This window comes from Chryseobacterium sp. T16E-39 (assembly GCF_002216065.1).
GTDB lineage: Bacteria > Bacteroidota > Bacteroidia > Flavobacteriales > Weeksellaceae > Chryseobacterium.
Window position 1 is genome coordinate 2,006,253 of the sequence record NZ_CP022282.1, and the last position, 12,915, is coordinate 2,019,167.

The 12,915-nt window shown below is 36.7% G+C and carries 12 protein-coding genes; 8 read left to right on the forward strand and 4 right to left on the reverse strand.

What is annotated here, in order from left to right; all coding sequences use genetic code 11:
* Positions 1–17 precede the first annotated feature (17 nt).
* The gene (locus CEY12_RS09105; protein WP_089027400.1) at positions 18–2,207 is read right to left on the reverse strand and encodes an ATP-binding protein; all 2,190 of its coding nucleotides are present in this window, start codon (positions 2,205–2,207) and stop codon (positions 18–20) included.
* A gap of 596 nt (positions 2,208–2,803) precedes the next feature.
* On the opposite strand from CEY12_RS09105, the gene CEY12_RS09110 reads away from it, so the two are divergent.
* From CEY12_RS09110 to CEY12_RS09130, 5 genes are read left to right on the forward strand one after another with little or no spacing between them, the layout of a single operon-like run.
* The gene (locus CEY12_RS09110) at positions 2,804–3,961 is read left to right on the forward strand and encodes a porin (RefSeq protein ID WP_157676791.1); all 1,158 of its coding nucleotides are present in this window, start codon (positions 2,804–2,806) and stop codon (positions 3,959–3,961) included.
* Positions 3,962–3,982: 21 nt separating this feature from the next.
* Positions 3,983–5,413 (forward strand): anion permease, encoded by a 1,431-nt coding sequence (locus CEY12_RS09115; protein WP_089027401.1) that lies wholly within the window; start codon positions 3,983–3,985, stop codon positions 5,411–5,413.
* A gap of 16 nt (positions 5,414–5,429) precedes the next feature.
* Positions 5,430–6,086, forward strand: a complete 657-nt coding sequence (locus CEY12_RS09120) for a succinate dehydrogenase cytochrome b subunit (protein ID WP_089027402.1) — start codon at positions 5,430–5,432, stop codon at positions 6,084–6,086.
* Positions 6,087–6,097: 11 nt separating this feature from the next.
* Entirely contained in the window at positions 6,098–8,011 is a 1,914-nt protein-coding gene (locus CEY12_RS09125) for a fumarate reductase/succinate dehydrogenase flavoprotein subunit (RefSeq protein ID WP_410493915.1), read from the forward strand.
* Positions 8,012–8,023: 12 nt separating this feature from the next.
* Positions 8,024–8,773: a succinate dehydrogenase/fumarate reductase iron-sulfur subunit gene (locus tag CEY12_RS09130; protein WP_089027404.1), complete on the forward strand. Its 750-nt coding sequence runs from the start codon at positions 8,024–8,026 to the stop codon at positions 8,771–8,773.
* A gap of 65 nt (positions 8,774–8,838) precedes the next feature.
* Here the strand turns inward: CEY12_RS09130 and CEY12_RS09135 are convergent, their stop codons facing one another.
* Both CEY12_RS09135 and CEY12_RS09140 read right to left on the reverse strand, forming a co-directional pair.
* Positions 8,839–9,612: a cyclase family protein gene (locus CEY12_RS09135; protein ID WP_089027405.1), complete on the reverse strand. Its 774-nt coding sequence runs from the start codon at positions 9,610–9,612 to the stop codon at positions 8,839–8,841.
* A gap of 248 nt (positions 9,613–9,860) precedes the next feature.
* On the reverse strand, positions 9,861–10,874 hold the full coding sequence (locus CEY12_RS09140; protein WP_089027406.1) for a nucleoid-associated protein: 1,014 nt from the start codon (positions 10,872–10,874) through the stop codon (positions 9,861–9,863).
* 203 nt (positions 10,875–11,077) lie between these two features.
* On the opposite strand from CEY12_RS09140, the gene CEY12_RS09145 reads away from it, so the two are divergent.
* The 3 genes from CEY12_RS09145 to CEY12_RS09155 all read left to right on the forward strand — a co-directional run bounded on the left by CEY12_RS09145 (position 11,078) and on the right by CEY12_RS09155 (position 12,316).
* Positions 11,078–11,242 carry a hypothetical protein gene (locus tag CEY12_RS09145; RefSeq protein WP_228409826.1) on the forward strand — a complete coding sequence of 55 codons (165 nt, stop codon included), beginning with the start codon at positions 11,078–11,080 and terminating at the stop codon, positions 11,240–11,242.
* Between the two features lies 1 nt (position 11,243).
* Positions 11,244–11,600 (forward strand): hypothetical protein, encoded by a 357-nt coding sequence (locus CEY12_RS09150; protein ID WP_089027407.1) that lies wholly within the window; start codon positions 11,244–11,246, stop codon positions 11,598–11,600.
* A gap of 317 nt (positions 11,601–11,917) precedes the next feature.
* Positions 11,918–12,316, forward strand: coding sequence for a hypothetical protein (locus CEY12_RS09155; RefSeq protein WP_089027408.1), 399 nt, complete (start codon positions 11,918–11,920; stop codon positions 12,314–12,316).
* Positions 12,317–12,377: 61 nt separating this feature from the next.
* Here the strand turns inward: CEY12_RS09155 and CEY12_RS09160 are convergent, their stop codons facing one another.
* On the reverse strand, positions 12,378–12,899 hold the full coding sequence (locus tag CEY12_RS09160) for a thioredoxin family protein (RefSeq protein ID WP_089027409.1): 522 nt from the start codon (positions 12,897–12,899) through the stop codon (positions 12,378–12,380).
* Positions 12,900–12,915 lie beyond the last annotated feature (16 nt).

Genomic DNA, 12,915 nt, shown 5'->3' on the forward strand with positions numbered 1-12,915 from the left:
TTAAAGGTTCCTCAAATTTAAGGCTTTTTAAACTTTAAAATGAAAGAAGTTCCCTCTTTATTGCTTTCATAATCCACATTTCCCCCTATTCTTTTCATAATCCTATGGACAATAGACAACCCAATACCATTTCCCTTAAATTTCTTTGCGTTATCCATTCTGTTGAAAATCTTAAACATCTTGTGTTTTTCTTCTTCAGGAATTCCTATTCCGTTATCTGAAATTCTGTAAATAATCATTTCTTCATTTTCCTTCCCTTCAATTTCAATCACAGGTTGGTCCTGATGAGAGGAATATTTAACCGCATTATTGATGATATTTAAAAACACCTGATGCATCATGGTCTTATCAGCCAGTACTTCCGGGCATTCTTTGATAATGATCTCACTCTTTGGACTGTCAAAAGTAATTTTAGCGTTTTCAGATATTTTTTCAATTGTCTGAATAGTCTGCAGGCTTTCCAGTTCTATTTCACTGTGCTTAGCCCTGCTTAATTGCAGAACATCATGCATCATCTCAGCCATATTATCAATTTCCTCGATAATGGATTTCAGCTTATTTTTTTCTTTTTCAGAGGTATCCAGATTGGCAAGAAGCATTTGGGCATTGAGTTTCATTACAGTAAGAGGTGTTCCCAGGTCATGAGAAATGGTGTAAGAAAAGCTATCCAATTCTTCATTTACTTTTTTAAGCTGATCATTGAGCTGTTTTATCGTATTATACTGCTTGTGTGATGTTTCTAAAATGACATCTCTGATCGCCTGAACTCCACCAATATTTCTTGAACTCCACCGTCTGGAATTTCCTTTAATATTTTCTTTAAATACTTCAAAGGATTTTCTTGGGGAGACCATATGTTTTTCTTCACCATTCTGAACGAAAACATCGATTTTCTTTTCAGGATTTCCCGCCCAGTCAATATGTTCATCAAATTCCCTGCGGAACCAAATCAACATTTCATTTTTAGTCCGATCAATAAAGTATATAATAATTCCAGCAGAATCTTTATCTACATCCAAATCATTTCCATATTCTTTCAGAAAACTACGGTTGATGTAAATACTTTTATCTGTATTTTTATAGGCCCAACTGACTATCTTTTCAATAACAGCATGTGAAGGGGTTGTCCCTGTTTTTACAATATTTTCATCAGAAATAATAGCAAGCCCATCCGCTTCTGCAAGCTCTTTAATTTCTTTCCTGCTCTGAACCAGGGAATCAAACAAAGAATTCTGCTTCAGAAATTCTGTTTTCAAATAGGCTGATTTCTCATTGAGATCAATACGATACTCCAGTTCTTTTTTTGTTTTAAAAGAAGAATAGGCATTAGATGCTAAAGCCGTAAAAATACCGGCCTGAACACGGTCTTCAAGATCAATATGTTTCGGTGTCGAATTCTGGCATGTAACCAGCCCCCAAAGTTTATCATCGATGATGATGGAAACACTGAAGCTCGACGAAGCTCCTGAATTTTTAATATACTGACCATGGATCGGTGACATTCCCCGTGATGCAGCAAAGGTAAGGTCAATATTTTGTTTTGTTTTGCTTATAATGGGTATGTTTTCGGAATATACATTACTAAAGATCCTCTTTCTCTTTTTCATGTACAGCGCCCTCGCCTGTTTTGGAATATCGGTTTCAGGATAATGCAATCCAAGATAGCTCTGTGTATTTTTGTCTCTTTTTTCAGCTATTACTTTGCCAGATCCATCGGTCATGAATTTATAAATCATCATCCGGTCATAATTGACAATTTTGGAAAGTGTATTTAAAAGCTGATCCCATATTTCCTGGGCATTATCGATGATATAAAAATTATCATATTTATTCGATATCCGTTTATTAGGGTTTTCGACAACCTTTTCAAATTCTAAAAAAATATGGGCTCCATTGCGGAAAACAGAAAAGTGATATTCAATATCCCCGATAAAGATTTTATCAAAATAGGTTTCATTTTCCCTCTTGGTATAGGTATTCAATGATCGATAAATATCTGATTCTATTATACTTTGAAAACTTTCAGGAAAGTCACTGATCATTTTATCGAAAAGTAAATCTTTATTCCCGATAGTAAATAGATCCCGGATGTTTTCACTGAAAAAAGTAATGAAATGAGATTTTGCATCAATGCCAATCAGGTATCCAAAACTTTGTATATACCCCGGAATATGAATGGGTTCTTCATGACACTCTACAAAATTCATAATATTCTAAAATCAATCAAATATAACGAATATTTTGATGAAATATTACTTTGTGGTACCTAAAACTCAAAGAACAGCAAATAATTGATAAACAACACATTACCTAATAGATAATTCATTTTAATATAGCGAATTCTGTTAACAAAATCATAATTTTTTTATAGAAATTAAATGAAAATGATTATTAACATCAAATCAATTTTAAATTAAAATAATTCTGTTAATTAAGTAAAATTTAGTAGATTTATATCACCAAAACATGAAAATCTAAATAAATAATCAAATATTTTTATTAAAAATATATTATTTATCCATCTAACAATCAAATACATCAGCATGAAAAAATCCCAATTACAAACTCATTGCTTTTTTATTTCTTTCGCAAGCTGTAAAGCACAAAATTTAATCCTCACTTCCCATTTTCATTATCTCACCATACCTGAGAAAATTCAACTTCAGGTTTAATTTAAAAACAAAAAAATGAGATTCTGATCATCCTGACGCTATACTAGAGATTGATACAGATCTATAAAAGCAATCTTTAAATTCCAAAAATTTAAAGTAGAATTCTAAATCATTAACTAATATAAAACACTATGACCTTTTTTTCAATCAAAAAAAGAAAGCAATTATTTTGTCTGTTATTATTCTCATTATCAATGAGTGGACAGGTAAAAGACACAGTACAAACCAAACCGGAAGAGGAGAATATAAAATATCCTCAACTTCAGATCAAAGGACTTTTCCAGGCCCGATATCTTGTAGGCATGACCAAAGACGTTGATGTAAATGGACTTCATCACGAGGATGGATCGGGAACTGACAATAACTTTATGGTAAAATATATGAGGGTACAGGTTCGCGCACAAATCAGTAAACGGACGGAAGTTGTCGTACTGGCGAACCTTGCAGATTTTAAAAATGATCCTAAAAGCAGGGTTCTTGAAAATGCTTATTTAAAATATACTTTCAACCCTAAACTCGCCATTACGGTGGGGCAGTTTCGCCCATGGTTCGGTATTGAAGAAACATATCCTATTGATATTATTAAATCCCTGGACTGGTCCAATCAATATACAGAGTTTGGAAAACTGGGCTGGACAAGTTTCCAGATTGGGATGTCAGCTACCGGACAGCTTCAATTGGGAGAAATACCATTTCAGTATGCCGTTTCGATTGTCAATGGAAATGGAAAGAACCAGGTTAATGACAATGACAACGGAAAACAATATTCCACAAGACTTGTGTTTGGATTATCCAAAAAATATAATTTCAATGTAGGCTTAAACGGAGGTACCGGTGAAGTTTTTGGCAAAAAAGTGTACGCTCTGGGAATTGACCTCAGCTCACTCGTTAATTTTGATCCTAAATGGAGTCTCGATATGCAACTTGAAGCTAAGCAGGCAACCAATCATGTTTTATACAACTCAATAGATCCGGAGCAGAGACCGGACAATCCCGACAACTATTTAATCCGGGGTGTATACTTCCTTCCGAATCTGAGATATGAAATTAACCATAGAAACTTAAGTGCCTTCGAGCTATCCTGCCGCTATGAATACCTCGATACCAATTTCAGGATGAACTCCAATCCAAGACAGACCATCACTCCGATGTTTGGACTGGAATTCTTAAAAAATTATGGTGCCAGAATTCAGCTGGGAGTTCAATTCGATCGATATAAAAAGCAAATTATAAATACATCTCAATACAACAGTAATCTGTTTATTGTTCAGGTACAAAGTAGATTTTAATCATAAATACATTTAAATAGTATGAAAGAAATTAATATTAAAAATATAGCAATAACTTTTGCGGTTGCTCTTATTATCTGGTTTATTCCTGAACCCGTAGGTGTTACTGCTGATGCCTGGCATCTCTTTGCCATTTTTGCAGCAACAATTTTAGGAATTATCCTGAAAGCCGCCCCTATGGGAACGATGTGTATGATGGCAATCGCATTTACGGCGCTAACTCAGGTGGTCGCACCTGGAGATGCGGGAAAAGCAATCACTAAAGCACTTTCCGGCTTTGGAGATAAAGTGATCTGGCTGATCGGAATTTCATTTTTTATTGCCCGTGGATTTATAAAAACCGGACTGGGAAATCGGATTGCTTTTTTATTCATAAGAATTTTTGGTAAAAGCTCCCTCGGTCTTGCATATGGTTTAGGACTGGCAGATGTCTGCCTTGCTCCTGCTATTCCAAGTAACACTGCACGTGGGGGTGGGATTATTTATCCTATCATGAAATCGATGGCGATCAGCTTCGACTCCGTTCCTGAAAAACCTGAAACCCATAGAAAATTAGGAGCATTTCTGACCCTCAACAGTTATTATATGAATCTCATTGCCTCCTCCATGTTCTTAACTGGAACAGCAAGTAACCCTATGTGTCAGAAATTTGCAGCTAACCTTGGGATCAATATTACATGGATGTCCTGGGCTGCGGCGGGTTTTGTGCCTGGTCTTGTAGCATTCTTTGTCGTTCCTTTGGTTTTGTACAAACTATACCCACCTGAATTAAAGAAAACAGGAGATGCCCCTAAAATGGCGGCTCAAAAGCTAAAAGAAATGGGTCCTATCTCAAGAAATGAGTGGCTGATGTTACTCGCGTTCTTTATTTTATTGGGACTCTGGATATTTGGGGGAGCACTTTCAATTGATGCCACTACTACAGCCTTTATTGGTTTAACCTTATTGCTTTTAACTTCAGTACTTACCTGGGAGGATGTAAAATCCGAAAAAGGGGCATGGGATACCATCGTATGGTTTGCCGTACTGGTAATGATGGCTAGTTCACTCAATGAGCTTGGCTTCATCGGATGGTTCAGTGATCTTATCAAGGTTAAAATCGGAGGGCTCAGCTGGCAGGTAGCTTTCCCTGTGATTATCGTCGTTTACTTTTTCAGTCATTATATTTTTGCCAGTGCTACGGCTCACGTAGCTGCGATGTATGCTGCCCTATTAGGAGTGGGAGTTGCAGTGGGAATTCCGCCAATGTTACTGGCAATGATGCTTGGTTTCCTTGGCTCTATTTATGGAGTACTTACTCATTATGGCCACGGCCCGGCTCCCGTATTTTTCGGAAGTGGATATGTGGAATTAAAGGCATGGTGGCTTCGTGGTCTGGAAATAGGAATTGTACTTCTTATTATTTACATGGTAGTAGGGGGTCTTTGGATGAAAGTACTGGGATATTATTAAACAAAAAAACAAAATTATGCTATCTACCTTATCAAGAAAAATGCTGATGTGCCTCACAGGACTTTTCCTGAGTTTCTTCCTGCTGATCCATTTTCTGGGAAATCTTCAGCTGTTTCTCGCTCAGGAGCAAGCTCACTTACAGTTCAATGCTTATTCTCATTTTCTTTCGGGTAATATTGTTATTAAAATAGTTTCCTACGTCTTGTATGTAAGCATTATCCTTCATGCTGTAGACGGTTTGATCATTACATTAAGAAACAAAAAATCCAGTGGACATTACCGGACCGACCGACGTGGAAGAGCCAGCAAATGGTATTCCCGTAATATGGGAATATTAGGAACTTTGATTCTCATCTTTCTGGTGATTCACTTTCAGAATTTCTGGTATGTCTATAAGTTCGGAAGCCCTCCATTGGATAACAATGGTAACAAAGATCTTTATATTCTGGTGGTAACGGTCTTTAAAGAATGGTGGTATGTGATCATTTATGTGATTTCTATGGTCGCTTTATGCTATCATCTTATTCACGGGATATACAGTGCGGTGAGAACACTGGGACTTTATCACCCAAAGTTTGTCAAGTGGTTTAAAACCATAGGAATTGCTTATTCAGTTATTATCAGTATTGGATTTGCACTCATGCCCATTTATATATTCTTTACCGCTAATTAAAAAAAATGAAGATGTTAGATTCTAAAATACCGCAGGGGCCATTGGAACAAAAATGGACTAATTATAAAAAAACAGCAAAACTTGTAAATCCCGCCAACCGCAAAAAACTGGACGTTATCGTAGTGGGTACCGGACTAGCAGGGAGCTCTATCGCAGCGTCTTTAGGGGAAATGGGGTATCATGTGAAATCATTTTGCTTTCAGGACAGCCCGAGAAGAGCCCATTCTGTAGCAGCCCAGGGAGGTGTAAATGCAGCTAAGAACTACAAAAATGACGGAGATAGTGTATACAGAATGTTCGTTGACACATTGAAGGGCGGAGATTTCAGAGCCCGGGAAGCGAACGTATACCGTATGGCAGAATGTTCATTAAACCTCATCGATCAGGCAGTGGCACAGGGAGTCCCTTTTGGCAGAGAATATGGAGGTTATCTTAATAACCGCTCTTTTGGCGGTGTTCAGGTAAGCCGCACATTTTATGCACGGGGGCAAACCGGCCAGCAACTGTTACTTGGGGCTTACCAGGCTTTAATGAGACAGGTTGGTAAAAATACAGTACAGCTATTTTCCAGACATGAAATGCTTGATCTCGTCATCATCGACGGAAAAGCAAGAGGAATTATTGTCAGAAATTTAGATACCGGAGAGATTGAAAGACATTCAGCTCATGCTGTTGTACTGGCAACCGGCGGATATGGTAAGATCTATTACCTTTCCACATTAGCCATGGGATGCAATGGATCTGCTATATGGAGAGCACATAAAAAAGGAGCGCTGATGGCTTCCCCAAGCTGGATTCAGGTACACCCTACTTCACTTCCCCAATCCGGAGATTATCAATCAAAACTTACCCTTATGTCTGAATCTCTGCGTAATGATGGCAGAATATGGGTTCCTTTAAAGGAAAATGAGACGAGACCATCTAATGACATTCCTGAAAACGAAAGGGATTATTATCTTGAAAGAAGATATCCGGCTTTTGGAAATCTGGCTCCCAGAGATATATCATCCAGAGCTGCGAAAGAAAGAATTGATACTGGTTTTGGAATCGGTCCTCTGAAAAATGCGGTATATCTCGATTTTTCCAAAGCGATCAGAGAGCAGGGAAAGGAGAAGATCCAGGAAAAATATGGAAACCTGTTTGACATGTATCTTAAAATTACAGGCTATGATGCATACAAAGAGCCCATGATGATCTCCCCTTCCGCCCACTTTTCAATGGGAGGTTTATGGGTAGATTATGAACTGATGACCACTATTCCGGGATTGTTTGCTTTAGGTGAAGCCAATTTTGCAGATCATGGAGCCAACAGACTGGGCGCTAACTCTCTTCTTCAGGCTTCTGTAGATGGTTATTTTATAGCCCCTTACACCATTGCTAATTATCTCTCTAATGAAATTCATACCGGTAAAATATCAACGGAAGATCCGGCATTTGAAAAAGCTGAAAATGCAGTCAAGCAACAAATTGAAGACTTAATTAATATCAAGGGCACAAAAACCGTTGATCATTATCATAAAACCTTAGGAAAGTTGCTTTATGATTACTGTGGATTAGCCAGAAATAAAGAAGGTCTGAAATATGCCATTGAAGAAATACAGAAACTTAAAGCAGAATTCTATAAAAATGTAAGGGTTTCCGGACATGGAAATAACATGAATACCGAGTTGGAAAAAGCGGGCCGTGTTGCCGACTATTTTGAAATCGGCGAGCTGATGTGTTATGATGCCCTTACCAGAAATGAATCCTGTGGTGCCCATTTCCGTGAAGAATATCAAACTCCGGACGGAGAAGCCCTGAGAAATGATTCTGAATTCCAGTTTATTTCTGCATGGGCGTGGACTGGTGAAAATCAGGAACCTGAATTAATTAAAGAACCGCTTGTATTTGAAGAAATACAACCCACCGTAAGAAGCTATAAATAAAAAACAGAAATTATGGATTTACATCTTAAAATATGGAGACAGAAAGACAAAAGCACTGAAGGAAAGCTGGTAAATTATGATTTAAAAGAATTGAATTCCCATATGTCTTTTCTTGAGATGCTTGATACCTTAAATGAAAAACTCATCACTGAAGGAGAAGAGCCGGTAGAATTTGATCACGACTGTCGTGAAGGCATCTGTGGACAATGTGGAATGATGATCAATGGTTTAGCCCATGGTCCGTTGGAAAACACAACTACATGTCAGCTTCACCTCCGTTCCTTTAAAGACGGGGAAACCATTGTCATAGAACCGTTCCGTGCTGAAGCATTTCCAATAAAGAGAGATTTGAAGGTAGACCGCTCTGCATTCGACAGAATTATTTCTTCAGGAGGTTTTGTATCCGTGAATACGGGACAAGCTCCGGATGCAACCGCAATAGCGGTCACTCACCAGGTCGCTGAAGAGGCTTTTGATTCTGCCGCCTGCATCGGATGTGGTGCCTGTGTGGCCACCTGTAAAAATGCAAGTGCAGCATTGTTTACCTCTGCTAAAATCAGTCATATGGCGTTGCTTCCGCAAGGAAAAGAAGAAAGGAGCGAACGTGTTCTTAAAATGGTCCGGCAGATGGATAAGGAATTATTTGGCCACTGCTCTAATACGGAAGCCTGTGAAGTGGAATGTCCACAAGGAATCTCTGTCCTCAATATAGCCCGAATGAACTATGAATACAGCAGAGCTATGTTCTTTGGAAAAAAATAATCAAAACACATAAGCAAAGAATGAATAGTAATTATAAAAGTACCATTCATTCTTTGCTCCTGATGTTAAGAATTAAGTATCGCCACAACCCTTGCCGGCGCAGCAGAACCACCTACAATCTTCAATGGAAATACACATATTTTAAATCCGGAAGCCGGTAATGCACCAAGGTTAGTAAGTTGCTCTATATGTAAATATTCTTTTTCTATACCGACACGATGTGCCTCCCAGAAATACTCAGGGTCGTTCATCTCCTTTGCTTTTTTAGCCATAAATTTTAATGGCAGATCCCAACCCCACTGATCGATGCCCATTACTTTTACCCCTTGATCAATCAGCCATTCGGTGGCTTCTTTACTCATTCCTGTTCCTTTTTCTACAAAATCCGGGGTTCCCATCATCTTGTCCCTTCCTGTTTTGATAAGGACAATATTACCTTCTTCAATCGTAATGCTGTTTTTATCAAGATCTTTTTTGAGATCCTCTATTGTAATGGCTACAAAATCTTCCTTATGAGTGCAATCAATTACAATTCCTTCTCCATAGCACCATTCCAAAGGAATCTGGTCAATTGTTTTAGCCGGCTTTCCCTCAACCACGGGACCATAATGCCATGGAGCATCAATATGAGTGGTCGAATGAAGTCCCATATTTTTGATGGTATCATCTGCCCAGCCTGTCCAGTTTTTAGGAAAAAGTTTTGATGGAAGTTGTAGAGCCAGCCGGATAAGCCAGTGTGCTCTTTTGTGGGGTTTATGTTTGATCTTTACTTTCATAAACCAGGGGTCTCCGGCATTATATTGAATAGGCTTTGATAAATCGATTATTGTAGGTTTCATAGGACAAAATAATGGAAAAAAAGGGAATTGACCATCGGCAAATTGTTAAATTATGAACTGTTGACCGGTAAATGGGCAAAAAAGCAAAAGGGCAAAATTGCTTTTGCCCTTCTTACTTATTTATCTTATCCTGTAATCCGCATTTGACAGTTTTACAATTTCGCAATTTTACAGTTTTACAATTTTACAATTTAACGATTCCGCAATTCAGCGATTTTGCCTTTTCGCCCTTTCGCCTCTCAACTCCCCTACACTTCCTTATCAAAATACAACATATAGAACTTCCCTTTCTCGTCCTGTCCCTGCTCCAGCATTTTTCGGTCTCCATGGATATAGATATGGAAATTCTTGTCTAATTTAATGATACTTTTAAAATGTCGCTGGGTCTTTTTAACCGCGGCTTCGCTGATTGGAAACTCTTCTGCTATGTTGATCTGCATATCCTGTTCGTAATCTGTTTTAAAATTGACGAAGCTTTCAATCACATGTTGATCACCCAATACTTCGGTTGCAAAATCATCGAGCTTAAATTCTTCTTTTTCTTTAAAGAAATTAATCGATTTATTTAAAAAGTCGGCCTGGTCCGCTTTAGAAACTTCAAACTCCTGAGGAAGCTGTTTTGTAATATAATCTTTATAGACCATTAAAGCCTCCTGAGTATGGAAATATTCGTCATCACGCTGTTTTACTTTTAAGAAATCTTCAAACCAGTAATACATATCCCCGTTTTTGTTATTGTCTACTACAGACAATACATACCCGTTCTCTTTGTGGTTATTGTAAATCAGCGCAGCTTTATCAATTTTTGACAATCCGATCCCCTGATCTTTTTCCAATGCAAAAGTTTCTTCCTGCGGAAATATTTTTAAGAAAGATTCTCTTTTTTCAGTTTTAAAAATTCCAATTTTATCCACTTTCTCATCACCTTCCCTCTCATCTTCAAAGAAAACAATAAACAACTCTCCACCCTGAACTCTTGGGTTCTCTGCAGCTTCAAAAAGATGCTTAGCGATATTTTCAGCTTCCCAAAGGAACTTAGCTTTATCCTCAAAAATTTCCGTTACGGAACTGTAGACAGGATTATTCACTAAATAAGTATCACTATAAAACTGGTACGTTTCCTCTGTTTTAAAAGAACCTAAAAAGTAATCTTCAAGCATCTCTGCCATCCCTTCTTCCAGCTGCAATTCCTCCTGAGAAAGTATTAAAGACTCTCCGTTGATCTTATTTCCTACTCTGTGTACTATAATTTTTGAAAACATTTTTGATTTTTATGGATTGCAAAGATATTAATAATATCAAATATCAAACAGCATTTCATTCTGATAATAACCTTATCATTTTGAAATGATTTTAAACCTAAAAAACGAAACATCAAATCAGTAAAACACTGAATTATAGCAATTTAAACAAAACACATTTCTAAAGGAATACAATTGGCATCATCATTCTCAAAACATAAAAAATGGACTTAAAGACTTTAAACAGAATCGACAGATTAAGAAGATTAAAAAGCAGAGGACCAAAAACCCCAAAATGGATGAAACCTTATCATATGCTTTTCATCGCGTTCTTAGTGATCTTTATTTTTGGAGGATTTATAAAATTTTTAGAACAAAACCATTATTAATATGAACTATTTACAAGCCGTTCAGGAGATTACAGAAGTAATTCCTGGTATTCAGTACGAATTAGATGAAAACAAGACACAGAGTTCTTATCATGCCATGAACACTTTTACAGATCATATCAAAAGAATGATCCGCCAAAATGAAAGAACACTCTTATTTAAAAGCTTAAAGAAGATGAGTAACATCTATAAAAATGGAGATGCTATGCTTAAAAGTGCTATAGAGTGTACATTTATTTATTCACTGGATAATGTTACTCGTTTTTGTAGTGAAGAATACCGAAAAGCGATCTTTAATCACATGTCTCTGGATTTACAGAAAATATATGCCAAACAAATATATACCCATGGCATATAATGGCAGTGATTCCAAAATAAATGAACATTTGTCATTTTTCAAATCTTTTTTGAAATAAAACATTTCTGAAAATCTGACACTTTATTTTTTTATTACATTTTTCAACTATTTCATTACACAATTCTCATCATTATGAAAACAAAAATCAGAAAACAATTCGATTGGAAACAGTGGAAAGAGTCGAATTCCAGACACAATATTGAAATATTAGCCACTCACATAGCATTGCTTATTGGCGTATTTATTTTTGCAGCATGTTTATAAGTTTGGTACAATTTTGGCGGCACTAAAAGTGTTTGAAAAATAAAATATTATTTATGATGAACGAGCCAATGCAAACTATGAATGAAGAGACAGCTGTTGAGTATTTAAAATTTTTCTATCCCACTCTTAGAAGTGAAATTACTCAGTTATCGGTGCAAAAAAACTTTGCAGGTATTATCCAATCAACTGTAAACTACTTAAAGAACCTTTTGAGGGAATCTAAAATTAATATTATCGGCCATCACATCAAGCTGATGGAAGGGATTTATAGAAATGCCGATTCCTATGTAAAAGACATTATTGAAAATCTTTTTGTGCGGTCTTTTGAAAGTTTCAAAAAGCACACTAAAATACAGCACTGGAATGTTATTTTTCAGTCGATGCCTATGAATTTCCAGGAGATCTATCTGGAACAGCAAAAAAAAGATCAAATATTTTTTGGTAAAAAATAATTAAAACAAAACACCCCAGGATCAATTGATCCTGGGGTGTTTTTATTATATAATAGTTTTCTTATTGCGTTTTTTTCTTTACAAAAACTTTCTGAATTACTGCAAGTTCCTGCTTATTCAATTTTGTAGTTTTTTCCAGTTTTGCTAAAAATACATCTACTTCTTCAGGAGTTGCCGGAGATCCCAGATTTTCTCCTTTGTCATTAAAAGAATCTGCCAGAACTTCACCTTTAGGGTTTAATACCAACCAAAAAGGAAGGCCGGCATTTTCACCTTTATACTTATTCATTATTTCCTGTCCGCCTGGATTCTCAAGAGCTTTTTTTTCTCCTCTTTCCTGAACATCTACATAAGCAGTCACATAGTTTTTATCAAAAAGAGGTTTTGTTTCAGGAAGATTCATATTTTTCTCCATCAATTTACACCACTGGCACCATGAAGCATGAAAAACCAGGAGCACATTTTTATTCTCTTTTTTGGCTTCAGTTAACGCCTTATTTAAAACAACATCTGCTTTTTCCTGTGCAAAGCTGAACTGAAATAACAGTACAGTAAGAACCAGAATAATTTTAGAATATTTCATTTGAATTTTATTTAAA